Raw genomic sequence first — 24,056 nt, 5'->3', positions numbered from 1 at the left:
ACAAGGAGGGATCGCATGAAGCGTCTGTTGGTGGGGGTATTCGCGGCCGCGATGGCCAGTGCGGCGTTCGCCGCCGGCCCGCTCGCGGTGAGGCAGAGGATCGAGGCGAGCATGCTTGTCACGGGCTCGATCGTGGTGGCACCCGACGGGAACGTCACCGGTTACGAACTCGACAAGCAGGACAAGATCCCGCCCGAGATCGTGGAACTCGTCCGGTCGGCCACGACGGCATGGCGCTTCGAGCCCGTGCTGCGCGACGGGCAGGCCGTGAGCGCGAAGGCGCACATGGCACTGCGCATCGTGGCGCGTCGCGACGATCCGACGAAGAAGGAATTCACCGCGCACATCGTGGGCGCCAGCTTCGGCGACGACGGCAAGGGCGGCGAGGAGATCACCTACCTCGACCGGCATCCGCCGTCGTACCCCTCGGCCGCCGCCGCGGCACGCGTGCAAGGCACGGTATACCTCCTGCTGCGCGTCGACCATGACGGCAAGGTCACCGATGCCTTCGCCGAGCAGGTGAACATGGGCGTGGTCGGATCGGATTCGGAGCTGCGCGTCTGGCGCAAGGCGCTCGCCAATCCGGCCGTGCAGGCCGCGAAGACGTGGACCTTCCAGCCGCCGACGAAGGGGCCGCATGCGAACGATCCGTTCTACATCGTCCGTGTGCCGGTGACCTTCCGCATCAACCGCGACCCGGCGAATTCCGATCGATACGGCACCTGGCAGGCCTATGTACCTGGCCCGAAGGAGCAAGCACCCTGGGCCGAGGCATCCCCCGCCGCGAGCGACGCGGTGCCGGACGGCTCGCTCTTCCTGGTCAACACCGGGCTGAAGCTGACCACGCCGCTCGACCGCTCCTGACGCGACCGTTGTTGGAGCGCACCTGGGCGCGATGGGTGCTTGCGGCAAGCACCCATCGCGCCCAGGTGCGCTCCAACAGCTATCGGGCGGGCCTTTCGGCGAGCGCAGCGACCAGCGCGCGCACCGTCGCGACGTCCGTGCGGGTTTCGCCTGCGCCCATGCCGAGCGCGTCGCCCGCCACGCGCCGCATCGCCGAGGGCAGGCGTCGCTTCGCCGACGCGTGGAATTCCCGCGCGCCGGTAGCGTCGCGAAGATCCGCGACGTTGCCGGGCTCGATGCCGGCACCGGGCATCACGACGAGGCGGTCGCCCGCCTGCGACACGAGCTGCGCGATCGTCGACGCGCCCGCGACCGCGGTCGCCATCCCGCCCGACGTGAGCACGCGTTCGAAACCCAGCCCGACGATGGTCTCGAGCGCGGCGCGCTTGTCCGCGATCAGATCGAACGCGCGATGGAACGTGACGCCCATCCCTTCGGCTGCGCGCACGAACAACGCGCAGGTATCCGCGTCGACCTCGCCGTCGGCGGTGAGCGCACCGATGACCACGCCATCGCATCCGAGTGCACGGCAGTGCGCGATGTCGTCGAGCATCGCCTCCACCTCGGCGTTCTCGTAGACGAAGTCGCCCGCGCGCGGCCGGACGAGCACGTACAACGGAATGTCCAGCCCTTCGCGAGCCAGCGCGATCGTGCCGTGCGACGGCGTCACGCCGCCCTCGTCCAGGCTCGCGCAGAGCTCCACGCGTCCCGCCCCGCCCTCCTGCGCGGCGAACGCGGAAGCCACCGAGTTGGCCGCGACCTCGAGCAGCGCCATCGTCAGTAGGTGCTCTTGCCGGGGATGAGCGTGTCCTGCCGGCTCGCGTCGCACACCGCGTACGAGAATCCCTTCTGGATGGCCCACGCGCCGACATTGCCCTTCTTGTCCATCGCGAGGAAGCCGACCTGGAGGTCCTTCGCATCCGGCTTGCGGCGCAGGATGCGCTCCACCGCTTCGCGGCAGGCGTCTTCCGGCGACCGGCCCTGACGCATCAGTTCCACGACGAGGAAGCTGCCGACGTTGCGGATCACTTCCTCGCCCACCCCCGTCGACGTGGCGCCACCGACCTCGTTGTCGACGTAGAGGCCGGCGCCGATGATCGGGCTGTCGCCGACGCGGCCGTGGAGCTTCCATGCCATGCCGCTGGTCGTGCAGGCGCCGGACAGGTTGCCCTTCGCGTCGATGGCGATCATGCCGATGGTGTCGTGATTGCTCGCGTCGCCGGGCGTGCCACCGGGGCCCGCGTTGTACGTCTTCACTTCGCTGTTGGCGACCGGCTTGTACTTCGCCGTCTTCAGCCACTCGTGCCAGGCCTTCTCCGAATCCGGCGTCAGCAGCTCCTCGCGCGGGAACCCCTGCTCGAGCGCGAACTGCAGGGCGCCGTCGCCCGCCAGCAGCACGTGCGGCGTGCGCTCCATCACGCGGCGCGCCACCGAGATCGGATGGGCGATGTGCTCCATCGCCGCGACGGCCCCGCAATTGCCGTGCTCGTCCATGATGCTGGCGTCGAGGGTGACCTTGCCGTCGCGGTCGGGATAGCCGCCCTTGCCCACGCTGTGGTTGCGGAGGTCGGCCTCGGGCACGCGCACGCCCTGCTCCACCGCGTCGAGCGAACGGCCGCCCGTCGAGAGCACCTTCCACGCCGCCTGGTTGGCGGCGACGCCGAAGTCCCACGTCGAACACACGCGCGGAAGCATGCCGCCGCTAACCGTCGCAACCGGCGCCGCGCCCCTGGCGATGCCCTGCGCGGTCAGCGCCATGCCGGAGGCGATGGTCGCCCCCTGGAGGAAACGTCTGCGATCCATGGGTACCCTCAATCGACGACGCGCCTGTCGCGTCGTTCCCGATGGTCGCATGCCCGTCGCCCGGACGGCCAGCCGCGCAGCGCTCGGCACGAACGAACGCATGCGCGGCGAGCAGGCGTGCCCGCGCCGATTCGGCCAGCGCCGCGGCGACGATCGAGAGCATGGCGAGGATCGCCAGCACGACGACGAGGATGGCGCCGCGCTCAGCGCGCACGCGGGCGCCACACGGTGCGTTCGAAACGACGGCCATCGATCGTCCACAGCGCGACGCCGATCGCCAGTGCGTCGTCGCCGTGTCCTTCCGCGAGCGGCACGCGCCGGATCGATCCGTTCGGGCCGGGCACGTCGGCCCGGAAGGCGACGCGCGCGATGCCGTCGAGGTAGGTCTCGCAGGTAAGCTCGCAACGCATCAGCCCGCGCTCCGTGAACCAGGCGACCTGCCTGCCGTCCACCGTCAGCACGAGGGCCGCGGGCCCCTCGTGGCCCTCGTGCCCGGCGCAGGCGATCGAACCCACGCAACCGCGCCACGTGTCCGACGACCGGAGGTCCCGGGCGATCGCCGCGAGAGCCAGCCATGCCGCGTCGTCCGCGCGTGCCGTCGCGAGCCTGCGCGCCGCCGTGACGCCGGCCAACGACAGGGACGTCATGGCGATGGCCGCGACGAGCGTGGCGACGGCAAGCCCGACGAGCAGTTCGATCAGCGTGCTGCCCCGTGCGGCGCGCGTCATGGAACGACGGGCCAGGCGAGCAACTCGTCGCGCTGCCACGCGATGCGAATCGTGCATGCCGAACGGTCGCACGACACATCGCCCGACGCGGCGGGCCCGAGGCGGTCGCGCAGCGCGGCGCGGAAGGCGGCGATGTCGCCGGCCGCGAGCTGCGCGCCGTCGCATCCGGTGCGGCAGTCGATGGTTGGCTTCGCGAGACGCGCATACTCGCCGGCCCATGCCGCCCCGCCGTTGACGCGCATCCGTGCCTCGAGTCCGGATGCGATCGACGCGGCGGCGACGAGCCGGGATGCGCGCGCATGTGTCGCCAGCGCGTGCGCCATCCAGGTCGCGTTGGCCGCCGCGCCGATCGCGAAGACGGCGAGCGCGAAGAGGGCTTCGATGAGGGACGAGCCGGCGGTGCGATGCATGCGTGCGAGCGTGCGGGGCCGCGGGCGGCGGCGAAGCCGGCCGCGTGCCTGTGCACAGGTGGAAACCTGCCATGCCGATGTGTCGTCGCGAGCACCCTTCGCCCGCAAGCGGGCTCCCACGACAGCCCGGCGAAAAAAACCCCGCCGTCACCGGCGGGGTCTTTTTTCGGCGATGCGCCGGCGATTAAGCGGCGACTTCGACGCCCGACGCCTGGGCACCCTTCGGGCCCTGGGTCACTTCGAACTTCACGCGCTGGCCTTCCTGGAGACTACGGAACCCCTTCGAATTGATCGCAGAAAAGTGGACGAACACGTCCTCCCCACCGTCCTCGGGCGCGATGAAACCGAAACCCTTGGCATCGTTGAACCACTTGACCGTACCGAAACGCATTGCGGAAACCTCTGGACATGGACTGGAAGCGCTCCCGGATGGCGAGGCGTTCCCCATGGATCCCCTTGGCCTGCCCCCGCGGCGCGACGGAAGTATCAACATGTTTCAGACCAAAGCGCAACTGGGATTCTTTCCGGTTACCCCTGCGCCAGCAGGCGGCCCAGGATCGGCGGCACGTTGGCCGTGGCCGCCGCCAGGTGCGCGAAGATCTCCTCGATGCTGATTTCCTCGTCGTCGCCGGCGCCCGCGGCGAAGTTGGCCACCAGCGCCAGGCAGGCGAATTCCAGATCCAGTTCCCTCGCCAGAGCCGCCTCCGGCATGCCCGTCATGCCGACGAGGTCGCAGCCGTCGCGCTTCATCCGCGCGATCTCGGCACGGGTTTCCAGGCGCGGCCCCTGGGTCACGCCGTGGACGCCGCCGTCGATCACCGCGAGCCCCTCGGCGCGGGCTGCCGCGACGATCGCCGCGCGCAGGCTCGCTGTATACGGCTCGCTGAAATCGATGTGGCGGACTTCGGCACCCTCGACGTCGTTGAAGCTGGTGTAGCGGCCGTGGGTGTAGTCGATGATCTGGTCGGGCACCACGAGGGTGCGCGGCCCCATGTCGTCGCGAATGCCACCGACGGCGTTGATCGCGACGACCCGGCGCGCCCCGAGCTCATGCAGGGCCCAGAGATTGGCCCGGTAGTTCACGCGGTGCGGGGGCACGGTGTGGCTCTCGCCGTGCCGCGCGAGGAACGCGAGCCGCTTGCCACGGAAGGTTCCCGTGACGACATCGCCGGAGGCCGGCCCGAACGGCGTGTCCACCGCGTGCCGCTCGGGGTTCTCGAGACCGTCGAAGGCGTAGAGGCCACTGCCGCCGATGACGGCGAGATCGATGCTCATCGGGGTCAGTCCTTCAGCGCGTAGATGGCGGGCAGGTTGCGCGCCTGCTCGTGGTAATCCATGCCGTAGCCGAACACGTAGCGGTCCGGGAGGTCGACGCCGCTGAAGTCGGCCTCGATGCCCTCGGCGCGGCGGCCGTGGAGCTTGGTGCAGAGCACGGCGAGCAGCACCCGCGCCGCGCCCATGTCGAGGCAGGCGTCGCGCACGGCTTTCAGCGTGTGGCCTTCGTCGAGGATGTCGTCGACGAGCACCACCGTACGTCCGTTCAGCGGCACCTCCGGACGGCGCAACCAGTGCAGTTCGCTGCCGCTGGTCTGCCCGCGGTAGCGCGTGGCGTGCACGTAGTCGAACTCGAGGTCCGTTCCGATCCGCAGCGCGAGCTGACCGGCGAAGATCAGGGCACCGTGCATGACGGTGAGGAACACGGGACGCTCGCCCGCGAGGGCGGCGTCGATCTCCTGCCCCATGCGGGCGATTTCGACGTCGAGCTGCTCACGGGTGAACAGGATGTCGGCGTTCTGAAGCGCGGTATCGAGCGAAGCGGCGGTCATGGGCGGATCAGGACTCCAGGGCGGTCACGCGCGCGATGAAGCGGTCGCGTTGGGGATTGTCGACGAGGCCTTCCCAGGTCGAGCCGATCGCACCGCGCAGGGGCGCGATGCGCTCGACCGGCGACGGTCGGCGGTCCTTCACCGCCTCGATCGCTTCGGGCACCACGTCGGGGAAACAGGCCAGCACGAGGTCGCAGCCGGCGTCGAGGTTCGCCGCGGCGCGTGCCGCGACACCGCCGACGCTGCCGGCGGCGGCCATGCTGATGTCGTCGCCGAACACGCAGCCGCGGAAGCCGAGTTCGCCGCGCAGGATCTCCTCGATCCAGACGTGGGAGTAACCGGCCGGCTGGTCGTCGACCGCGGTGTACGTGACGTGCGCCGCCATGACGGCTTCGGCACGTGCCTCGATGCCCGCGACGAACGGCTTGAGGTCGCCACCGAGGATGTCGGCCTTGCTGCGGGTGTCGATCGCGGCGGCCTCGTGGGTGTCCTCGCGAACGAACCCGTGGCCGGGGAAATGCTTGAGCACGGCGGCCATGCCGCCGAGGTGCATGCCGCGCACGTAGGCCTGCACGAGTTCGGCGGCGACGTCGGGATCGGCGTGGAACGCCCGATTGCCGATCGCGCGGTTCCCGTGCCCGACGTCGGCCACGGGAGCGAAGCTGAAATCGACGCCGATGGCACGCATCTCGCTCGCCATGATCCAGGCGTGTTCCTCGGCGCGGTTCACCGCCTCGACCGGATCGGTGTCGTACAGCGCGCCGATCGCGGCCAGCGGCGGAAGCCGGGTGAATCCTTCGCGGAACCGCTGGACGCGGCCGCCTTCCTGGTCGACGCAGACGAGGAAGTCCTCGCCGGCGACGTCGCGGATGGCCTCGATGAGCGCGGTCACCTGCTCGCGCGATGCGAAATTGCGCGAGAAGAGGACCGCCCCGACGACGCCGGGCGCGAGCAGCTGGCCGTGCTCGTGCGGCGCGAGTTCGGTGCCGGCAAGACCGATGATCAGCATGCGGTGTCTCCCTTCCCTTCCCGTTCGGCGATCGACCACGCCGCGAACGGCCGGTCGATCAGGTTGACGTTGTAGTAGCGGGCCTGCTCGCTCACTTCCGCGCCCAGCCACGCCGGCCGCGGAAAACGCGCGTCGACCGACGGCAGTTCCACCTCGGCCACGACGAGCCCGGCGTTCTCGCCCAGGAACTCGTCGATCTCGAAGTGCGCCCCTTCGATCATGACGTGATGGCGGACCTTCTCCACGACGCCGTCGCACAGTTCGCGCAGCAGCTGCTCCGCGTCGTCCGGCGGCACCGGGTACTCGAATTCGTGGCGCTCGATGCCCAGCGTGGCGGACTTGATGTTGAGCCAGGCATGACCGTCGGCGAGACGCACGCGCACCGACGCTTTCGCCATGCCGCCCGCGATGGCGGCCGCGCCGACGAGGTAACCCTGCGCCATGCGTTCGCTCCGCTCCACGAGGGCGCGCCAGCCGTCGCCGGCGAGGAGGAACTTGCGCTCGATTTCGACGCCCATGCGTGCTCCGTCTCTATCAGCCGCGCTCGAACAGCGCGATCGACTCCACGTGCGCGGTGTGAGGGAACATGTCCATCACGCCCGCGGACACGAGCCTGAAGCCGTGCTTCTGCACGAGGATACCCGCATCGCGGGCCAGCGAACCCGGGTGGCACGACACGTAGACGATCCGGTCGGTGCCCTTGCGCGGGAGATATTCCAGCACCTTGTCCGCGCCGGCGCGCGGCGGGTCGAGGAGGATCTTGTCCCACGCCTGCTTCGCCCAGGGCTCGTCACGCTGGTCCTCGAACAGGTTGGCGACGCGAAAGGACGCGTTCGCCAGTCCGTTGCGCGCGGCGTTGGCGGCCGCCCGCTCCACCAGGCCATGCTCGCCCTCCACACCGACGACCTCGGCGACGTGACGCGCGATGGGCAGCGTGAAGTTGCCGAGGCCGCAGAAGAGGTCGAGCACGCGATCGCCCGGACGCAGGTCGAGCAGCTCGAGCGTGCGCGCCAGCATCCGCTGGTTCATCCCCGCGTTGACCTGGACGAAATCCAGCGGCTGGAATTCCAGCTCGACGTCGTCGGCCGGCACCGCGAACGCGAGGCGAGGCGCGTCGGGCCAGATCGGATGCACGGTGCTGTGGTTGCCCGGCTGCAGGAATATCGCGAAGCCGTGCGCCTTGCCGAAGGCGACGAGCGCGTCGCGGTCGCGGTCCGAAAGCGGCGCGAGGTGACGGAACACCAGCGCGACGGTGTCGTCACCGGCGGCGAATTCGATCTGCGGAATGTCGCGCGCCGCGTCGAGCCCACCGATCAGCGTGGCGAGCAGGCCGACCTTGGGTCCAAGTGCGGGATGGATCACCTCGCAGGTCTCGATGTCGGCCACGAAACGCGGATTGGATTCCTCGCGGAATCCCACCAGCACGCGCTCCTTCTTGGCGACGTAGCGCACGGAGAAGCGACCCTTGCGACGGTAGGCCCACGGCTGGTCGACCAGCGGAGGCAGCCACGCCTCCGGCGTGACCTTGCCCAGGCGCTCGAAATTCTCGGCGAGCACGTGCTGCTTGGCCGCGATCTGCGCCGCGGGCGCCATGTGCTGCAACGAGCAGCCGCTGCACTGGCCGAAGTGACGGCAACGCGGCACGACGCGGTCGGGCGAGGGTTCGACGATCTCGACGACTTCGGCGTCGTCGTAGTTGCGGTGCCGCTTGCGGTATTTCAGCAGCACGCGTTCGCCCGGCAGCGCGCCGGAAACGAACGTGGCCTTGTTGTCGATACGGGCGACGCCCCGGCCGTCATGGCTGAGGTCGGTGATGGTGGCTTCGAATTCGGTCATGCGCTCAAAAACGTGAAAGCCCGGACCGCCGATGGCCCGGGCTGGCTGGGAGGACGCGCCACACGGTGGCGCGAGCGTTCCTGGCGAAGGCGCCTATTTGCGTTTCCAGGCGCCGGAGGCGTCACGATAATACCAGCCCGGCGGCGCCTTCTGGATCCAGCCGTCCGCGAAGGTCTTGCGGATCTGCGGCTCCCATTCCGGGTGGCCGTTGGCGCTCGCGATCTCGCGGTAGAGGGCGGCACGGTCCGCGTTCTCCTGCGCGACCAGGGCATTGGCCTGCGAACGCTGGTCGAGCGGCAGCGCGCCCGCGTCGCGCACGGCCACGTCGCCGTTCGCGGTGAAGCCGACGGCGCCACTGTCGAACAGGCCCTTGAGCTGACCGGCGAAGCGCCCTTTCATGCGTTCCCGGATGGCATCGGTCGCGGGCGTGCGAATCTGGATGTCCGGCGAATCGGCCGCATGGGCGGCCGGGACGACGAGGTCGAGGAACGACGCCGAGGGCTGCTTGCCGGCCGACGGCTTCGCTGGCGCCGGATCCTTCGGCGCGGGCTTCGTCGCGCCGCTCTCGTCGAGCACCGTGCCGATGAACTGGTCGGCCGCCTTCTGGGCCGCCGCCTCGGGGAAATAGACATTGATCGTGACGCAGCCGACGAGCGCGACAAGGGCCGTCAGCAGCATGAAAATAAACGGTTTACGCATGATTCCTTGCTCCGTTTCGAGATCGGGTTCGACCTATCGTACGACGGGTCCGTCACCCTGGGTCGCGGCCTGCAGCCGGCGCACGAGCGTCGGCCAATCCACGTCGCGCTGGTGGCCGACGACCGTCAGACGCGGCAATCCGCTGCCTTCGACGATAGTGTAGCCATCCTTCGCCGGACCCAGCCCGCCCATGCTGCAGATGTCTCCCTTGAGGGTGCAGGACAGGCCGATGCGCTTGTAGCCGAAGGTCTTGAAGAGCTTCATCACCGCGCCCTGGAGCCCGCCGGCGATGCCGCCGCCGCCCACGGAGGTGAGGTTGTTCACGGCTTTCTGGCTGATGCGCCCGCCTTCGTCGGCCAGGAAGTTCGCCCTGAAGGCCGCGGGCGTCCAGCCGACGAGGCGCAGGTCGTCCACGCTGCCGCGCAACCTGCCCGTGATGCTGCCGAAGTCGAACACCGACGTGAGCAGGCCGAGGTCGAGCTGGCGCAGCGCGATGTCGCCGGTGAGTACCGGTGCATCGCCGAAGGGACGCGAGAGAGTCATGCCGGTCACGTCGATGAAGCCGTCGAACGCGTTGATCGACAAACCGCCGCCCAGTTCCACGCGGTCGTCCACATAGCGGAGCGACGGCACGGCGCCGCCGAGCTTGCCCTGGAACTCGGGCCAGCCCAGCGCGCGGCAGAACGCGGCCATGTCGATCTGCGTCAGCGCCAGCGAAGTCTGCAGGCGTTCGCCCGTCGCGGCGGCGGGCCGCAACGAGAGACCCAGCACGCGAAGCTGCCCGTCGAGCACCGGGATCGCCAGCGGTTTCTCCAGACGAAGCACGCCGCCCGTGCTGCGCCATGTCGCCTCGGCCGCGCCGTTGGGGATGCGATAGACCCGCAACGCGCGCCAGCCGAGGCGGGTCTGTGGCCGGTCGTCGACGGCGCTCCAGTCGAGCGCGCCGTGGACGCCGTCGATGCCCAGGCGCCCCTCCGAGAGCGCGAGGTCCAGACCCTGCGTCTGCATGGCGAATGCCTTGATCGCGCCAGCGTCCATCGCGAGGTGGCCGGCCACCTCGCCGGTCATGCGCAGGTCGCCCAGCCCCGCGTCCCGCAGGATCCCCTTCCCGTAGCGCGTGGACGCCGCCGGGAAGCGGGCGTTGAAGCGGTCGAGCCTGAGGGTGGAGAGGTCGCCATTCGCGGCGAAGGCGATCTCGCCTTCGAGCTGCAGCGCATCGGGATCGGTAAGGCGCAGGCGCCGGATCGCCAGCGCCCCTTTCTGCGAGCGCGCGGCCAGTGAGAGCTGGACGGCATGCGCCGGGAGATCGGCGTACAGGGCACCGAGCAGGACGTCGCCACCGCGCAGGGTCGCGTCGAGGTCGATCGAGCTCCCATCCGCGCGGCTGTCGAAGCCGAGGCGGCCCGAGCCGGAAATGGCCTGTCCCGCCATCTTTCCGCCCGGCGTGTCGAAACCGACGCCGTCAAGCGCGAACTGCCCGGCGGCCTGCACGCCCCCATCCAGCAGGTCGAGCGCGAGGTCGGCGTCGACGCGGCCCGTCGTGGTCTTGCCCGACCAGACGGTGGACAGCAGGCCCTGCAGCCACCCGGCCGGCAGGCCCTTGAGCGTGATCTGGGCATGCGACGGCTGATCGATGGGCATGGCGACCTCGGCCAGCGCCTTGTCCTGCGTGATCGAGATGGCCAGGGTGTTCGCCGCGTCGTCGGCCACCATGTGCAGCCGGGCGTCGCCGAGGGCGCCGCCCGGCGCCCCGCGAAGACGCACCGAACCGTCGAACACCCAGCGGCCGAGCTCGTCGCGGTCCAGCGTGCCGTCCATCGCGAGTCCCGTCTTGCGCCAGCCCAGCGCGGGCAGGTCGGCGCGATCCGCCGCCAGCTTCAGGGTCAGGCCCTGGCCGTCGGCCACGGGGTCGATGTCCGCATGCATGCCGCGCAGTTCCATGCCCGGCACGGTCAGCGCGTCGGCCCCGACCGAAAGCCCCGCCCACGCGCCGCCGCTCCACGCCAGAACGGCCAGGGCGACGAGGATCAGGGGGATCGTGCGGGTTGATACGGAAAGCATGCTCGGCCATTCTGCCAAATCCAGATGAACGACACGGAACGTTACATGCCCGAGGAAGCCCTTTCCGTCATCGATCCCGTCGTACGGGCGCGCATCCTCGTCGCCGACGACGATGCGTCGACACGACAATTCTTAAGCGCGGCGCTGCGGACGCAGGGTTACCTCGCCTCCGTGACGCAGGACGGCGCCGAGGCCTGCGCGCTCGCGCGGTCGGAGCGTTTCGACGCGCTGCTGCTGGACTGCCGCATGCCGCGAGGGGGCGCGGTCGAGGTGCTCGCCGCGCTGCGTGGCGACCCCTCGGCGGCGTCGCGCGACGCGGTCGCCCTTGCCACCAGCGCGGAGATGCCCGCGACGCTGCGCGTGGCGCTCGCCGACGCGGGCTTCGCCGGCGTGGTGGAGAAGCCGTGCCGCATCGCCTCGCTGCTGGAAACGCTCGCGGCGACCCTCGGCGTCGATCGGGACCTCCGCGTGCTCGACGACGACGCCAGCCTCAAGGCCACGGGCGACGCGGGGACGATGGCCGCCCTGCGCAACCTGTTGCGCGGCGAACTGGTCGAGCTGCTCGCGACGCTCGACCAACGCGCGCGCGCGCCCGCCGACCTCGTCGAAGAGCTCCACCGGTTGCGCTCCGCCTGCGGCTTCTGCGGCGCCACCCGGCTCGGCATGCAGGCGAAAGCCTTGCAGGCGCACATCGAGGAAGGCCACGGCATCGCGCCGGATGCGCTCGGTCGTTTCCGGGTGGAAGTCGACGCGACCCTCGCGGCGTTGACGCCGTAGAAAGCCGCCCGTGGGACCGGACTTCTCGCGAAAGGCAGCAGGCCCTGTGGCTCACGGCCCCAACGGCGTCGCGGCGAGCGCCGCTCCCACAGGCATCGGTGCCGTGTGGGAGCGGACCTGGCCGCGACGGCTTCTCGCGAAAGGCAGCAGGCCCTGTGGCTCACGGCCCCAACGGCGTCGCGGCGAGCGCCGCTCCCACAGATGCCATCCGCGGCCCGTGGGAGCGGACCCGGCCGCGACGGCTTCTCGCGAAAACGCAGCAGGCTCTGTGGCTCACGGCCCCAGCGGCGCCGCGGCAAGGGCCGCCTCAGCGCAACACGCGCCAGGCGCGTAGTTCGCCGCCGCCGAGATGGAACGCGATCACCTGGCGCATCATCCGCCGCAGCGATGCGAGGCCGGCCGTATCCGGCGCTTCGTCGGCGGCGAGTGCCAGCAGGTCGGCTCCGCGGATCGCGTGCGGGTCGCCCATGCGTCCGGGCATGACGCCGGATTCGGGATCGTAGAAATACGCAGCTGCCGGATCGACCGCTTCGCCGGACGACGCGTCGACGTCGAGCTGCAACGCGTAACCCAGCGAATCGAGCATGTCGCGCTCGAACCGGCGCAGCGTCCATGCCAGAGGCTCGCTGGCCGCCATCCGGCGCAGCGTTCGCTCGTAAAGGGCGAAGAGTTCGGGATTCGGATCCTGGCGACCGGTCAGGCGCACGACCAGCTCGTTGAGGTAGAGGCCGGCCAGCCCGGCGTCGCCGGTGAGTCGCATGACCGCGCCCGACGGCTCCGCGCCGCGCAGCGTCGCCAGTTCGCCCTTCGTGATCAGGTCCATCGCCAGACGCTGGAACGGTTCGAGTTGGGCCCGCTGCAGGCGCGCGCGTTCGTTGCGCACGCCACGCGCGACCACGCCGATCCGGCCGAGATCCGGCGTAAGGCATTCGACGAGCAGCGACGTCTCCCGGTACGGCCGGGCGTGCAGGACGAACGCGGGCTGCTGTTCGACGCGCATCGGCAACGGCGCCCGGAGGGCTTACTCGTAGCCGAAGCGCTTGAGCAGGTTCTCGTCGTCGGCCCAGCCTTCGCGCACCTTCACCCAGAGCTTGAGGAACACCTTGCGTTCGAACAGGTGCTCCATCTGCTTGCGGGCGGACGTGCCGATGGCCTTGAGCTGCGCGCCGCCGTCGCCGATGACGATGGCCTTCTGGCCGTCGCGCTCCACCCAGATCACGGCATGGACCTCGGCGATGCCGTCGGGGCGATCCTCGAAGCGCTCGATCTCGACGGTGGTGGCGTACGGAAGCTCCTGGTCGAGACGCAGCATCAGCTGCTCGCGCACCATCTCCGCCGCGAGGAAGCGCTCGCTGCGATCGGTGATCTCGTCCTCGCCGTAGATCGCCGGCTGCTCCGGCAGGCGCTTCAGGATGCCCTTCTCGAGCCCCGCCAGCCCCTTCGACTTCAGCGCGCTGACGTAATAGACGTCGTCGAACGGATGCTTCTGCATCAGGTCGGCGACGAACGGCAGCATGGCGGCCTTGTCCTTCTGCAGGTCGACCTTGTTGATCGCGAGCAGCTTCGGCATGTCCTTCTGCTCGGACAGGGCCGCGTACATCGCCATGTCCTCGTCCGTCCAGCGGCCCGCTTCGATCACCTGGACCGCGAGGTCCACTTCGGTGATCGCCGCCCGCGCGGCGCGGTTGAGGCTGCGGTTCATCGCGCGCTTGCCGCCGCGGTGCAGGCCCGGCGTGTCGACGTAGAGGATCTGGCCCTCGGGCTTGCTCGAGATGCCGAGGATACGGTGGCGGGTGGTCTGCGGGCGATGGCTGACGATGCTCAGTCGCACGCCGATGAGGGCGTTGAGCAGCGTCGACTTGCCGACGTTCGGGCGGCCGGTAAGCGCGACGTAACCGCAGCGGAAGTCGTCGTCGACCAGGGTGTCGTTTTCGGGGGTATCGATGTCGTTCATGTCTTTTCTTCCAGCAGACGGCGAAGCACCGCTTCGGCTGCGTCCTGCTCGGCTGAGCGCCGGCTGCCCCCGCGTCCTTCGACGCGGATCGGCTCCGGCTCCTCGATGGCGCAGCTCACGTCGAAGATCTTCTCGTGATCTTCGCCGTAGCTGTCGATGAGTTCGTAGACGGGCAAGGGCATGCCCCTGCCCTGCAACCATTCCTGCAGGCGCGTCTTGGCGTCCTTGCTGGAACGCTTGATTTCTGCCACGCGGGGCGTGAACAACCTGCGCACGACCTGGCGGCAGGCGTCGTAGCCGTCGTCCAGGTAGACCGCGGCCACCAGGGCCTCGAAGGCGTCGGCGAGGATGGAATCGCGACGGAAACCGCCGCTCTTCAGCTCGCCCGGGCCGAGCTTCAGCTGATCGCCGAGTTCGAGCTCCCGGGCGATCACCGCGAGCGCCTGCCCGTTCACGAGCTGCGCGCGCAGCCGGGAGAGTTCGCCTTCGCTCGCCTTCGGGTGCGCCTCGAAGAGCAGCTCCGCGACCGTGGCGCCCAGCAGGGCATCGCCGAGGAACTCCAGGCGCTCGTTGTTCGGCTTGCCGGCGCTGCGATGAGTCAGCGCCAGCTGGGCCAGGTCCGGGTTACGGAAGGAATGAGGAAACGGCACGATGTCTCGTTACATGGGCGCATTCCTCAACTGCACGGCGTTGGAGAAGTGCAGGAGGAAGTCGATGTTGTAGAGGAAGGGGATCTTCTTGTCGTAGGCGATCTTCAGCGTGGCGCCGTTACCGGCGCGGTCCAGCGTGATGTCCTTGGGCTGGATGGTCGCATCGTCCACGTACTGGAAGCCCATCTTGAAGATGAGATCGCGACGGATGCTGTCGAGGTCCTGCGCGCTGCCGCTCGTCGCGACCTGCGACATGGCCTTCTTGACGCCGAAGAATTCGATGTAGGACGGCACGAGCTTCATGGCCATGAAGGCGAAGAAGCCGAGCACGAGCAGCACGATGACGAAGCTGATGAGGGTGATGCCCGATTGCCTGGATTTCATGATCGTGTCCCGCCGCCGTGGCGGCCCCCTGTGCAAGACGTGGAATGCGTACGGGGCGCCCTGTGCGCCCCGCAGCGGAGATTACCTTGTCCGGCGGCATCCGCAACGCCCAGGGCGTCACGGACGCACCACGACATCAATGGATGACCCGGCCCATCTTCGAGAAATCGAGCCAGCCGTTGCCCGGGCCGCGCCAGGCGAGCCAGACGAAGAACGCCTTGCCGACCAGGTTCTGCTCCGGCATGCAGCCCCACCAGCGGCTGTCCGTGCTGTTCATGCGGTTGTCGCCCATCACGATGTAGCAGCCCTTCGGAACTTCCGAGGGGACCATCGCGTTGGGGATGTCCAGCGGCATGTTGTAGGCCGGGGTGAGCGCGATCGTGTGATTGATGCTGCCCAGGTGTTCCGTGTAGAGCTTCGAGCCGAAGGTCATCAGCAGACGGTCCTCGGGACGGCTCATGCTGCCCTTGAATGGGCCGATCTCGTCGGCCGTGACGCGCTCGCCGTTGATGTACAGCTCGCTGCCCCGGGTCTCGATGCGGTCGCCGGGAAGGCCGATGACGCGCTTGATCCAGTTCTCGCTGGGCACGGGCGCGTTCGGATCCTGGCAGGTCAGGTCGCCACTGCGGACCGTCTTGCCGTTTTCGTCCTTGCACAGGTAGCCCGGGAAGCGGAACACGACCACGTCGCCGCGGCGCGGTTCGCCGTTGGCGAGCAGCTTGTTGTTGAAGGCCGGCATGCGCAGGCCATAGGCGAACTTGTTGACGAGGATGAAATCGCCGACGTCGAGCGTGGGCATCATCGAACCAGAGGGGATCCGGAACGGCTCCGCGACGAACGAGCGCAGGATCAGCACGACGAGGATCACCGGGAACAGCGAACGGGCCCAGTCGACCGGCCACGGCTCGGGCTGCTCGGTGCCGGCCGCTTCGGACCGGGCGCGGCGCGCTTTCGCGAGGAACAGGCGATCGAACAGCCAGACGACGCCGAAGAGGACCGTCAGGCCGAGAAGGATCGCCGAGAAATCAAATGCCGCCATACCAACTCCATCAGTAGTGAGGGGCCCTTGGGGCCCATTCCGGCGCATCCGGCGCCGGGAATCCATGGGTGAAACGTCATGCCACGACCGTGGCCGGGTTTACTTGTCGACCTTGAGCACGGCGAGGAAGGCTTCCTGCGGGATTTCCACGCTGCCGACCTGCTTCATGCGCTTCTTGCCTTCCTTCTGCTTCTCCAGCAGCTTCTTCTTGCGCGAGACGTCGCCGCCGTAGCACTTGGCCAGCACGTTCTTGCGCAGCGCCTTCACGGTCGAGCGCGCGATGATGGCGGCGCCGATGGCGGCCTGGATCGCCACGTCGAACTGCTGGCGCGGGATGAGGTCCTTCATCCGCTCCACGAGCTCGCGGCCGCGCCGTTCGGCGTGCGAGCGGTGCACGATCAGGCTCAGGGCGTCGACCCGATCGCCGTTGATCAGGACGTCCACGCGGACGAACGGACCGGCGTCGAAGCGGTCGAGGTGGTAGTCCATGGACGCGTAGCCACGCGACACCGACTTCAGGCGATCGAAGAAGTCGAGCACGACCTCCGCCAGCGGCAGCTCGTAGGTCACCTGCACCTGCGTGGCGAGGTACTGCATCGACCGCTGCACGCCGCGCTTTTCCTCGCACAGCTTGATCACGTTGCCAACGTAGTCCGACGGCGTGAGGATGTTGGCCACGATGACCGGCTCGCGGATTTCCGCGATCTGCTGCGGTGGAGGCAGCTTGGCCGGGTTGTCCATCTGGATGATCGTGCCGTCCGTCTTCACGACCTCGTACACGACGGTCGGGGCGGTGGTGATGAGGTCGAGGTCGTACTCGCGCTCGAGGCGCTCCTGCACGATCTCCATGTGCAGCATGCCGAGGAAGCCGCAGCGGAAGCCGAAGCCCATCGCCTCGGAGCTCTCCGGCTCGAAGAACATGGCCGCGTCGTTCAGGCGCAGCTTGTCGAGGGCCTCGCGCAGCGCCGGGTAATCGTCGGCCGAAACCGGGAAGAGACCCGCGAAGACGCGCGGCTGCATCGTCTGGAAGCCCGGCAGCGGTTCTTCCGCCGGCTTGCCGGCGTGGGTCAGGGTGTCGCCGACCGGCGCGCCGTGGACGTCCTTGATGGACGCGTTGATCCAGCCCACCTCGCCCGCCGAAAGCTTGTCGAGCTTCTTGCGCTTGGGCGTGAACACGCCGACGTCGTCCACCAGGTGCGTGCGGCCCGTCGACATCACCAGGATCTTGTCGCCCGGACGGATCTCGCCCTGCATGACGCGCACGAGCGACACCACGCCGAGGTAGTTGTCGAACCACGAATCGATGATCAGCGCCTGCAGCTTGTCGGTGTCGCGCGGCTTGGGCGGCGGAATGCGATGGATGATGGCTTCCAGCACCTCGACCACGTTCTGGCCGGTCTTGGCGCTGACGGGGATCGCATCGCTCGCATCCAGACCGATCACGGCCTCGATCTCGGCCTTGGCCTTGTCGATGTCGGCGGTGGGCAGGTCGATCTTGTTCAGCACGGGGATGACTTCGAGACCCTGCTCGATCGCCGTGTAGCAGTTGGCGACCGACTGCGCCTCGACGCCCTGCGCCGCGTCGACCACGAGCAGCGCGCCTTCGCACGCGGAGAGCGAGCGGCTGACCTCGTACGAGAAGTCGACGTGTCCCGGCGTGTCGATGAAGTTCAGCTGGTAGGTCTTCCCGTCGCGCGCCTTGTACGGCAGCGACACGGACTGGGCCTTGATCGTGATGCCGCGCTCGCGCTCGATCGGGTTGTTGTCGAGGACCTGCGCTTCCATTTCGCGCTCGGACAAGCCGCCGCAAAGCTGGATGATGCGGTCGGCCAGGGTCGACTTGCCGTGGTCGATATGGGCAATGATGGAGAAGTTGCGGATGAGTTCCATGGAGCGCCGTGGTCACGTTCACCATCGCTCGCGGCGCGAACGACGCGCGCGAACCTCATTTGGCCCGCGCGAATCGGAGGATTATCGCATGGAAGGCCGACCGCCGCCGAGCGACGGCCGGCCCACGGCGATCAGCGGTCGCTGGGGACCGTCACGCCGACGAAGCGGGTCGAATCGTCGCGGCGCACCAGCAGCATGGCCGTATCGCCCGGCTTGATGCCCTTGACCGCGTCGCGGAAGGCCGCCGAGGTGCCCACGCGCTTCTGGTTGACCATCAGGATGACGTCGCCTGCCTGCAGGCCGGCACTCGCCGCGCCACCGCCGGTGATCCGGCTGACGACCACGCCCTCCCCGGCCGTGAGCCCGAGCTCGGCACGCGCCGACGCGTCGATGTCCTGCACCGACATGCCCAGCGCGGCGGCGGACCCGCCGGGAGTCGCCTCGTCGCCGCCAGCCGCGGCGGCCAGGGCGTTCTTGTCCCGCGGCAGCTCGCCCACCTTGACGTCGACGGTCTGCTTCTTGTGATCGCGAAGGATCTCGACCTTCGCCATCGAGCCCGGCTTCGTGATGCCGACCAGCGGCGGCAGGTCCGCCGACTGGGTCACGGGCGTGCCGTTGAACGAGAGGATGACGTCGCCCTGCTTCAGCCCCGCCTTGTCGGCACCGCTACCGGGCGTGACCTGCGCCACGAGCGCGCCGTTCGCGTCGGGCAGGTCGAGATTCTTCACGAACTGGTCGACCGGCTGCACCGTGACGCCGAGCATGCCGCGCGACACGTAGCCCTTTTCCTTGATCTGCTGGACGACGTTCATCGCCACGTCGATCGGGATCGAGAACGACAGGCCCTGGTAACCGCCCGAGGTCGAGTAGATCTGCGAGTTCACGCCGATGACCTGGCCTTGCAGATTGAACAGCGGGCCGCCGGAATTGCCGCGGTTGATCGGCACGTCGGTCTGGATGAACGAGGTGTAGGGCTGATCGCCGCTGCCGAGGTTGCGTCCGACGGCGCTGATGATGCCGTGCGTCACGGTGGCGTCGAGGCCGAACGGGGAGCCGATGGCGAGCGCCCACTGGCCGCGCTTGACGCCGCGCGAGTCGCCGATGGTCACGGTCGGCAGCGCCGAGCCGTCGATCTTCAGCAGCGCGATGTCGTACTGGGGATCCTTGCCGACGACCTTCGCGGTGAAGGTGCGGCGGTCCTGCAGGCGGATCTTCACCTCGTCGGCATCGTCGACCACGTGGTCGTTCGTGAGGACGTAACCGTCGGCCGAGATGATGAAGCCGGAGCCGAGCGAGGTGGACTCCCGCGGCTGCATGGGCATGCCGGGCATGCCGAAGAAGCGGCGTAGCAGTTCTTCCTGGTCGTCCTGACCGCCGCCGGGACCGCGCGCCTTGCGCGCCGCGCCCGTCGTCTTCGCCTCGACGTGGACCACCGCCGGCGCGTTCTTTTCGACGATGCCGGTGAAGTCCGGCAGCGACTGCGCCTGCGCGCCAGCCGCCGCCACGACGAACGCACCGCCCAACAGTGCGCGTGCATGCCACAAAGCCATCGATTTCCTCCTTTTTACCTGGACATGGCTGCCCGTGCGGCCGACGCCGCACGGGGGTTTACGAATGGGATAAGGCGCACCGGCGAGCCGCCGGCGCGCGAAACGCGGAGGGCTCAGCGAGCCTGCGGCGCGGCGACCGGCTGGACATAGCGACTGCCGTCCGGACGGATGAGCAGCATGTAACCGTTGCCGTCCGGCGTGGACGCCGCCGCCCGGGCGCGATGGATCTGATACGGCGTCGAGCGCGGCAGGTAGGCCGCACCTGCGTCGCCGCTGCTGTCGAAGGCGGCCTTCTGGGTGAACTGCGACGCGTTGCTGCCGGTGAGCCACTGCGGCGCGACCGGCGCGGCGGCCGGAACCGACACCTCCGCGACTTCGGTATCGCCCCCGGCGACGGCACGCTGTGCGACGTCCGCGGGAACCGAACCGTTACCGGCCGGCTGCGCGAGCATCAGCGCCGCCACGGCCACGCTCGCGGCGATGGCGCCGCCAGCGGACCAGTGCAGCCAGCGACGACGCGGCGACGCCGGAGCCGCGGGCTCGGCGTCGATGGCCGCCATGACGCGGCTGGCGAAGTCGCCCGACACCAGCGGAGCGCCCTGCCGACGCAGGCCGTCGCGTGCGACGTGGAGGCGTTCCCAGGTATCGGCGAGTACGGGATCGGCCTCGAGACGACGCAGCAGGAAACGGATTTCCTCCCGAGACAACTCGCCGTCCATGCCGGCGGAGAGAATTTCCCGATTGGCTTCGCTCATGGGGTGTGGTCCTCGCGGTCGGACAACAGCGGCCGCAGTTTCTGGTCGATGGCTTCGCGAGCCCTGAAAATACGCGAACGGACCGTCCCGATGGGGCAATCCATGATGGCGGCGATCTCTTCGTAGCTCTTGCCGTCCACTTCGCGCAGGGTGATCGCGGCCCGAAGTTCTTCGGGCAGGGATTGGACAGTGGAAAACACCGTTTGTTCCACCTGCTCCCGCATCATTTCGCGCTCGGGGGTGGCGCTCTCGTGCATGCGGGTGGCGCCAGGCACGTAAACGGCATCCTCGATGTCGATGTCGCCCGTGGGCGGACGGCGGCCCATGGCCACCAGGTGGTTCTTCGCGGTGTTCACCGCGATCTTGTAGAGCCAGGTGTAGAACGCGCTTTCGCCGCGGAACGAGCCCAGCGCGCGCCAGGCGCGCACGAAGGCCTCCTGGGCGATGTCCTCGCATTCCGTCCAGTCGTGGACGTAGCGCGAGATCAGCGCGACCACCTTGTGCTGGTACTTGCGGACAAGCAGGTCGAACGCGCGGCGATCCCCTTGCTGCACACGCTCGACAAGTGCCTGATCCAATTCGTTTTCGCCCATCCGGGCCGTCTCCTCAACTCTTACGGGGCCAGTCGCGGGCGCAGCTGAGACAAGCGGGCCGGACGCAAGTTCACCCGCGCCCGCCGATCGTCCTGCCGCTTAAGACTATGCGGGGCATGCGGGCGGACCTCAAGCGCGGGTCAGGCGGGGACGGCCTGTCCCTCGGCGACCAGTCGCTCCCGCTCGCCGAGCAATTTCTCGAACGCGGGCGTCGGCAACGGGCGGCAGAACAGGTACCCCTGGAGCTCGTCGCAGCCGTTGGCGCGCAGGAAATGCAGGTGCTGCTCGATCTCCACGCCCTCGGCCACCACGCCGCGCTTGAGCCGATGGGCCATGTCGATCGTCGCGCGGACGATGGCTTCGTCATCGGGGTCGACGCCGATGTTGCGCACGAAGCTCTGGTCGATCTTGATCCGGTCGGCGGGGAGGCGGCGCAGGTAATCCAGCGACGCCGCGCCGGTGCCGAAGTCGTCGATCGCGATGCGGCAGCCCATGGCATGCAGCGCGTCGAGCGTTTCGACCAGGTGCGGCACGGTCTTCACGCTGATGCTTTCCGTCACCTCGAGCTCCAGCTGGCTCGCCTGCAGTCCCGAATCGCGCAGCGCGCCGGCGACCACGGCCGCGAGGTTCGGCTGCATGAGCTGCACGGCGGACAGGTTCACGCCAAGACGCAATCCGAGGCCATAGCGGTCTTCCCAGGCCTTCGCCTGGGCGCAGGCCGTGCGCAGCACCCACTCGCCGATCGGCACGATCAGGCCGCTCGCCTCGGCCAGCGGGATGAAGAACCCGGGGCTGATCATCCCGAGTTCGGGATGCTCCCAGCGGACCAGCGCCTCCATGCCGACGATGTCCTCGCTCCCCGCGTCCACCTGCGGCTGGTAGAAGACGCGCAGCTCGTCGTTGCGCACCGCATGGCGCAGGCGCGCCTTCAGCTCGGCCTGTTGCTGCTGCGCGGTGTCCACGTTGGCCGCGTACACCTGGTAGTTGTTCCGGCCCAGGCTCTTCGCGCCGTACATGGCTTCGTCGGCGTGGCGCAGGAGCAGCTCGCCCTCCACCGCGTCGTCGGGAAAGAACGAAATGCCGACCGACACGGTGGCCTGCAGTTCCGAGCCGTCGGCCAGCGCAAGGGGCACCTCCATCGCCTGCACGATCTTTTCGGCGATGCGCAGCACGTCGTCGCGCTTGATGATGTGACGGAGGATCAGCGTGAATTCATCCCCCGCGTAGCGCGCCACCGTGTCCGACGCACGGACGCTGGCGCGGAGGCGCTTCGCCACCGACGTGAGCACCTGGTCGCCCACCGCGTGGCCGAGCGTCTCGTTGATCGTCTTGAACCGGTCGAGATCCACCAGCAGCGTCGCGAACAGCTCGCCGGTGCGCGCGGCCTCGCGGATCGTCGTGTCGAGCCGGTCGTTGAACAGGAGTCGGTTCGGCAAGCCCGTGAGCGCGTCGACGAGCCCGCGTTCGCGACCCTGCTCACGCGCCCGGCGCAGTTCCAGCGCCGCCGCGAAACGGGAGGTCGCGGCGCGCAGCGCCGGGCCGAGCACGGCGGTGTCGCCGGATGGGCGCCGCCGACCCGCGAAAAGCGCGCCGAGGACGCTGCGCCGTTCGTCCAGCAACGGCAGCCACGCGTAGGATGCCAGGCCGAGTGAGTCCACCAACGGATCGCCCGGCGGCGAGGCGTGGGCGTCGCCAAGCCGCAGCAGCACCTCGCCGCCGAGGCAGAGCTTCAGGAGCGGGAGGTCGTCCGCGGCGGGCCACGAAACCGTGCCGTCCCCGTTCCATATCCTGGCGACGACCTCGGGACCGCTGTCGCTCTCCGGCAGCGCCGACCACACGCCGACGACGTCGAGTTCCAGCGCGTCGGCCAGCATGGCCGCGGCCTCGCCGAGGCCTTCGTCGTCGCTGGGGCACGCGTCGAGCACCGCGAGCAGCGACAGCGCGCGACCCGCCGTTTCCACGGCGCGCAGGTCGCGGAAGGCCACCGCGATCCGGTGCCGACCGCCCACCGCGAGGTGGCGGACATCGATCTCGCCGACGATCTCCCGGCCATCGCGCAGGCGCACGCTGCACGGCATGCCGTCGCCATCGGGCACGGGCCACGCCGCACCGCTGGCGAGGATGAAGCATTCGGAAAGCAGCCTGCCCTGCACCGGGCCATCGCCAGCGCACAGCCGCTCCATCGCCGCGCCGCTTTCCACGATGCAGCCGTCGGGAGTGGTTGCCACGACCCAAGCGGCTCCCGCGTCGAAGGCGAAGCGCCAGTCCGGCGGCGCCGGCACGGAGGGCGTCGCCGGCATGCGGATCGCGGCGCGCACTCGCTGCGCCAGTTCCGCGCCGATCGCTCCCTGGCGCAACCACGCGATCGCGTCATCCGGCGCGATGCCCGGTACGTCGTCGACCACGTATACCAGCGGTAGCGACGCGTAGGCCGGCGACGCGCGGAGGATGCGAAGGCCCTGTGCCATGTCCGGACCGGCGTCGGCGCCGATCACCGCGACATGCAGGGGCGGCGCGTCGGCGAGCAGCGCCTCGAGCTGCGCCGCGTCGCGGGCGCTGAGGAGGACGAAGTCGCCGTCCATGTCGAGCGCGTCGAAAACCGCGCGGCGCACGTCGCGCCGCGCCGTGAAGATGAGGACGCCGTCCGGGCCGTTCGCGGGCGCCATCAGACGACCCAACGACCGTCGCGCAGGCGCGGCGCGGCCGCCCGCGCCTGCCAGTCGGCCTCGACGACGCTGACGTCGTTCTCGAACGTGGCCAGCAGCGTGGGGCCGGCACCAAGCAGGACGACGCGACGCACGTGGCCCGTCTGGGTACGCGAGAGTTGCCGCAAAAGCGCACCGTCCGTCGCGCTCGGCACGCCCGGCGGCATGTCGATCAGGTACACGCCGAAGTGCAGGCTCTGCAGGATGTAGCGCAGCGCGTCGCCCAGCCGCTGGCATCCGGGCACCCGCATCTGGGCGTCGCGCAGGCTTACCAGTCCTTCGCCATGGCGCCACAGGTAGGCGGCCTGGCCGGTGCGCCGGGCGACGAGCCGGAACTGCTCGACCAGGACGGCCGGTTCGTTCGTCTTCAGGGCGACCAGCGGCCCGGACGCCGACAGGATGCGGTCGAATACGTCGTTTCCTACGTGGTGATCCATGGGCGGTCGCGCGGCTTGGCTGGCGGGCAGTATCCGTCCAATGCGGG

General features: G+C 69.2%; 25 protein-coding genes. 2 read left to right on the top strand and 23 right to left on the bottom strand.

Translation table 11 applies throughout. The features are described 5' to 3' along the window. The first annotated feature begins 15 nt into the window (after window positions 1-15). A complete protein-coding gene (locus tag J2X58_RS03725) occupies window positions 16-864 on the top strand; it encodes an energy transducer TonB (RefSeq protein WP_310046477.1) in 849 nt (282 codons plus the stop codon). A gap of 79 nt (window positions 865-943) precedes the next feature. Here J2X58_RS03725 and J2X58_RS03720 read toward each other — a convergent pair whose 3' ends face one another. From J2X58_RS03720 to J2X58_RS03665, 12 genes are all read right to left on the bottom strand, one after another. After that, entirely contained in the window at window positions 944-1,678 is a 735-nt protein-coding gene (locus J2X58_RS03720; RefSeq protein WP_310046475.1) for a copper homeostasis protein CutC, read from the bottom strand. 2 nt (window positions 1,679-1,680) lie between these two features. After that, the gene (locus J2X58_RS03715) at window positions 1,681-2,706 is read right to left on the bottom strand and encodes a N(4)-(beta-N-acetylglucosaminyl)-L-asparaginase (protein ID WP_310046473.1); all 1,026 of its coding nucleotides are present in this window, start codon (window positions 2,704-2,706) and stop codon (window positions 1,681-1,683) included. 203 nt (window positions 2,707-2,909) lie between these two features. Further along, entirely contained in the window at window positions 2,910-3,434 is a 525-nt protein-coding gene (locus J2X58_RS03710; RefSeq protein WP_310046472.1) for a prepilin-type N-terminal cleavage/methylation domain-containing protein, read from the bottom strand. Then, entirely contained in the window at window positions 3,431-3,844 is a 414-nt protein-coding gene (locus tag J2X58_RS03705; protein WP_310046471.1) for a hypothetical protein, read from the bottom strand. Before J2X58_RS03705 ends, J2X58_RS03710 begins: the two co-directional genes overlap by 4 nt. Before the next feature lie 184 nt (window positions 3,845-4,028). Further along, window positions 4,029-4,235: a cold-shock protein gene (locus J2X58_RS03700; protein ID WP_090053863.1), complete on the bottom strand. Its 207-nt coding sequence runs from the start codon at window positions 4,233-4,235 to the stop codon at window positions 4,029-4,031. 137 nt (window positions 4,236-4,372) lie between these two features. Then, window positions 4,373-5,119, bottom strand: coding sequence for an S-methyl-5'-thioinosine phosphorylase (locus tag J2X58_RS03695; RefSeq protein ID WP_090053864.1), 747 nt, complete (start codon window positions 5,117-5,119; stop codon window positions 4,373-4,375). Window positions 5,120-5,124: 5 nt separating this feature from the next. Continuing rightward, on the bottom strand, window positions 5,125-5,670 hold the full coding sequence (locus J2X58_RS03690; protein WP_310046470.1) for a hypoxanthine-guanine phosphoribosyltransferase: 546 nt from the start codon (window positions 5,668-5,670) through the stop codon (window positions 5,125-5,127). Between the two features lie 7 nt (window positions 5,671-5,677). After that, a complete protein-coding gene (gene nagZ / locus J2X58_RS03685) occupies window positions 5,678-6,679 on the bottom strand; it encodes a beta-N-acetylhexosaminidase (RefSeq protein WP_090053868.1) in 1,002 nt (333 codons plus the stop codon). Next, window positions 6,673-7,197: a CYTH domain-containing protein gene (locus J2X58_RS03680; RefSeq protein WP_090053869.1), complete on the bottom strand. Its 525-nt coding sequence runs from the start codon at window positions 7,195-7,197 to the stop codon at window positions 6,673-6,675. The genes nagZ and J2X58_RS03680 overlap by 7 nt, the downstream gene beginning before the upstream one ends. 16 nt (window positions 7,198-7,213) lie before the next feature. Continuing rightward, window positions 7,214-8,515 carry a 23S rRNA (uracil(1939)-C(5))-methyltransferase RlmD gene (rlmD, locus tag J2X58_RS03675; protein WP_090053871.1) on the bottom strand — a complete coding sequence of 434 codons (1,302 nt, stop codon included), beginning with the start codon at window positions 8,513-8,515 and terminating at the stop codon, window positions 7,214-7,216. A gap of 93 nt (window positions 8,516-8,608) precedes the next feature. Further along, the gene (locus tag J2X58_RS03670; RefSeq protein ID WP_310046467.1) at window positions 8,609-9,214 is read right to left on the bottom strand and encodes a YdbL family protein; all 606 of its coding nucleotides are present in this window, start codon (window positions 9,212-9,214) and stop codon (window positions 8,609-8,611) included. Window positions 9,215-9,247: 33 nt separating this feature from the next. After that, entirely contained in the window at window positions 9,248-11,275 is a 2,028-nt protein-coding gene (locus J2X58_RS03665; protein ID WP_310046466.1) for a hypothetical protein, read from the bottom strand. 45 nt (window positions 11,276-11,320) lie between these two features. Between J2X58_RS03665 and J2X58_RS03660 the strand changes: the two genes are divergently transcribed. Beyond that, complete coding sequence (locus J2X58_RS03660; protein ID WP_310046464.1) at window positions 11,321-12,052, top strand: response regulator; 732 nt, start codon at window positions 11,321-11,323, stop codon at window positions 12,050-12,052. Between the two features lie 307 nt (window positions 12,053-12,359). Here J2X58_RS03660 and recO read toward each other — a convergent pair whose 3' ends face one another. The 11 genes from recO to J2X58_RS03605 form a co-directional block, all read right to left on the bottom strand. Then, entirely contained in the window at window positions 12,360-13,052 is a 693-nt protein-coding gene (gene recO / locus J2X58_RS03655; RefSeq protein WP_090177242.1) for a DNA repair protein RecO, read from the bottom strand. A 21-nt stretch (window positions 13,053-13,073) separates the two neighbouring features. After that, window positions 13,074-14,006 carry a GTPase Era gene (gene era, locus J2X58_RS03650; RefSeq protein WP_090053880.1) on the bottom strand — a complete coding sequence of 311 codons (933 nt, stop codon included), beginning with the start codon at window positions 14,004-14,006 and terminating at the stop codon, window positions 13,074-13,076. Further along, window positions 14,003-14,656, bottom strand: coding sequence for a ribonuclease III (gene rnc / locus J2X58_RS03645; RefSeq protein WP_090053882.1), 654 nt, complete (start codon window positions 14,654-14,656; stop codon window positions 14,003-14,005). The genes era and rnc overlap by 4 nt, the downstream gene beginning before the upstream one ends. A 9-nt stretch (window positions 14,657-14,665) precedes the next feature. Beyond that, window positions 14,666-15,040: a DUF4845 domain-containing protein gene (locus J2X58_RS03640; protein WP_310046463.1), complete on the bottom strand. Its 375-nt coding sequence runs from the start codon at window positions 15,038-15,040 to the stop codon at window positions 14,666-14,668. 136 nt (window positions 15,041-15,176) lie between these two features. Then, on the bottom strand, window positions 15,177-16,079 hold the full coding sequence (gene lepB, locus J2X58_RS03635) for a signal peptidase I (RefSeq protein ID WP_090053885.1): 903 nt from the start codon (window positions 16,077-16,079) through the stop codon (window positions 15,177-15,179). A gap of 99 nt (window positions 16,080-16,178) precedes the next feature. Further along, window positions 16,179-17,969 carry a translation elongation factor 4 gene (gene lepA, locus J2X58_RS03630; protein WP_310046461.1) on the bottom strand — a complete coding sequence of 597 codons (1,791 nt, stop codon included), beginning with the start codon at window positions 17,967-17,969 and terminating at the stop codon, window positions 16,179-16,181. 131 nt (window positions 17,970-18,100) lie between these two features. Beyond that, window positions 18,101-19,519 (bottom strand): DegQ family serine endoprotease, encoded by a 1,419-nt coding sequence (locus tag J2X58_RS03625; RefSeq protein WP_310046460.1) that lies wholly within the window; start codon window positions 19,517-19,519, stop codon window positions 18,101-18,103. A gap of 113 nt (window positions 19,520-19,632) precedes the next feature. Next, window positions 19,633-20,274, bottom strand: coding sequence for a sigma-E factor negative regulatory protein (locus J2X58_RS03620; protein WP_310046459.1), 642 nt, complete (start codon window positions 20,272-20,274; stop codon window positions 19,633-19,635). Then, the gene (rpoE, locus tag J2X58_RS03615) at window positions 20,271-20,867 is read right to left on the bottom strand and encodes an RNA polymerase sigma factor RpoE (protein ID WP_090053892.1); all 597 of its coding nucleotides are present in this window, start codon (window positions 20,865-20,867) and stop codon (window positions 20,271-20,273) included. The genes J2X58_RS03620 and rpoE overlap by 4 nt, the downstream gene beginning before the upstream one ends. Before the next feature lie 140 nt (window positions 20,868-21,007). Then, window positions 21,008-23,533, bottom strand: a complete 2,526-nt coding sequence (locus tag J2X58_RS03610) for a bifunctional diguanylate cyclase/phosphodiesterase (RefSeq protein ID WP_310046457.1) — start codon at window positions 23,531-23,533, stop codon at window positions 21,008-21,010. Next, window positions 23,533-24,009, bottom strand: a complete 477-nt coding sequence (locus tag J2X58_RS03605; RefSeq protein ID WP_090053896.1) for a hypothetical protein — start codon at window positions 24,007-24,009, stop codon at window positions 23,533-23,535. The genes J2X58_RS03610 and J2X58_RS03605 overlap by 1 nt, the downstream gene beginning before the upstream one ends. Window positions 24,010-24,056 lie beyond the last annotated feature (47 nt).

This window comes from Luteibacter sp. 3190 (assembly GCF_031456385.1).
Taxonomy (GTDB): domain Bacteria; phylum Pseudomonadota; class Gammaproteobacteria; order Xanthomonadales; family Rhodanobacteraceae; genus Luteibacter.
The sequence above is the reverse complement of the archived record's forward strand: the minus strand, read 5'-3'. Positions and strand labels throughout refer to the sequence as shown.

Coding starts and splice junctions, on each gene's coding strand:
- J2X58_RS03705 (WP_310046471.1), bottom strand. CDS start 3,844: ATGCATCGCACCGCCGGCTCGTCCCTCATCGAAGCCCTCTTCGCGCTC.
- J2X58_RS03700 (WP_090053863.1), bottom strand. CDS start 4,235: ATGCGTTTCGGTACGGTCAAGTGGTTCAACGATGCCAAGGGTTTCGGT.
- J2X58_RS03720 (WP_310046475.1), bottom strand. CDS start 1,678: ATGGCGCTGCTCGAGGTCGCGGCCAACTCGGTGGCTTCCGCGTTCGCC.
- J2X58_RS03680 (WP_090053869.1), bottom strand. CDS start 7,197: ATGGGCGTCGAAATCGAGCGCAAGTTCCTCCTCGCCGGCGACGGCTGG.
- J2X58_RS03715 (WP_310046473.1), bottom strand. CDS start 2,706: ATGGATCGCAGACGTTTCCTCCAGGGGGCGACCATCGCCTCCGGCATG.
- J2X58_RS03725 (WP_310046477.1), top strand. CDS start 16: ATGAAGCGTCTGTTGGTGGGGGTATTCGCGGCCGCGATGGCCAGTGCG.
- J2X58_RS03690 (WP_310046470.1), bottom strand. CDS start 5,670: ATGACCGCCGCTTCGCTCGATACCGCGCTTCAGAACGCCGACATCCTG.
- rlmD (WP_090053871.1), bottom strand. CDS start 8,515: ATGACCGAATTCGAAGCCACCATCACCGACCTCAGCCATGACGGCCGG.
- nagZ (WP_090053868.1), bottom strand. CDS start 6,679: ATGCTGATCATCGGTCTTGCCGGCACCGAACTCGCGCCGCACGAGCAC.
- J2X58_RS03660 (WP_310046464.1), top strand. CDS start 11,321: ATGCCCGAGGAAGCCCTTTCCGTCATCGATCCCGTCGTACGGGCGCGC.
- rpoE (WP_090053892.1), bottom strand. CDS start 20,867: ATGGGCGAAAACGAATTGGATCAGGCACTTGTCGAGCGTGTGCAGCAA.
- J2X58_RS03640 (WP_310046463.1), bottom strand. CDS start 15,040: ATGAAATCCAGGCAATCGGGCATCACCCTCATCAGCTTCGTCATCGTG.
- J2X58_RS03695 (WP_090053864.1), bottom strand. CDS start 5,119: ATGAGCATCGATCTCGCCGTCATCGGCGGCAGTGGCCTCTACGCCTTC.
- lepA (WP_310046461.1), bottom strand. CDS start 17,969: ATGGAACTCATCCGCAACTTCTCCATCATTGCCCATATCGACCACGGC.
- lepB (WP_090053885.1), bottom strand. CDS start 16,079: ATGGCGGCATTTGATTTCTCGGCGATCCTTCTCGGCCTGACGGTCCTC.
- J2X58_RS03670 (WP_310046467.1), bottom strand. CDS start 9,214: ATGCGTAAACCGTTTATTTTCATGCTGCTGACGGCCCTTGTCGCGCTC.
- J2X58_RS03620 (WP_310046459.1), bottom strand. CDS start 20,274: ATGAGCGAAGCCAATCGGGAAATTCTCTCCGCCGGCATGGACGGCGAG.
- J2X58_RS03625 (WP_310046460.1), bottom strand. CDS start 19,519: ATGGCTTTGTGGCATGCACGCGCACTGTTGGGCGGTGCGTTCGTCGTG.
- J2X58_RS03710 (WP_310046472.1), bottom strand. CDS start 3,434: ATGACGCGCGCCGCACGGGGCAGCACGCTGATCGAACTGCTCGTCGGG.
- J2X58_RS03610 (WP_310046457.1), bottom strand. CDS start 23,533: ATGGCGCCCGCGAACGGCCCGGACGGCGTCCTCATCTTCACGGCGCGG.
- recO (WP_090177242.1), bottom strand. CDS start 13,052: ATGCGCGTCGAACAGCAGCCCGCGTTCGTCCTGCACGCCCGGCCGTAC.
- J2X58_RS03605 (WP_090053896.1), bottom strand. CDS start 24,009: ATGGATCACCACGTAGGAAACGACGTATTCGACCGCATCCTGTCGGCG.
- era (WP_090053880.1), bottom strand. CDS start 14,006: ATGAACGACATCGATACCCCCGAAAACGACACCCTGGTCGACGACGAC.
- J2X58_RS03665 (WP_310046466.1), bottom strand. CDS start 11,275: ATGCTTTCCGTATCAACCCGCACGATCCCCCTGATCCTCGTCGCCCTG.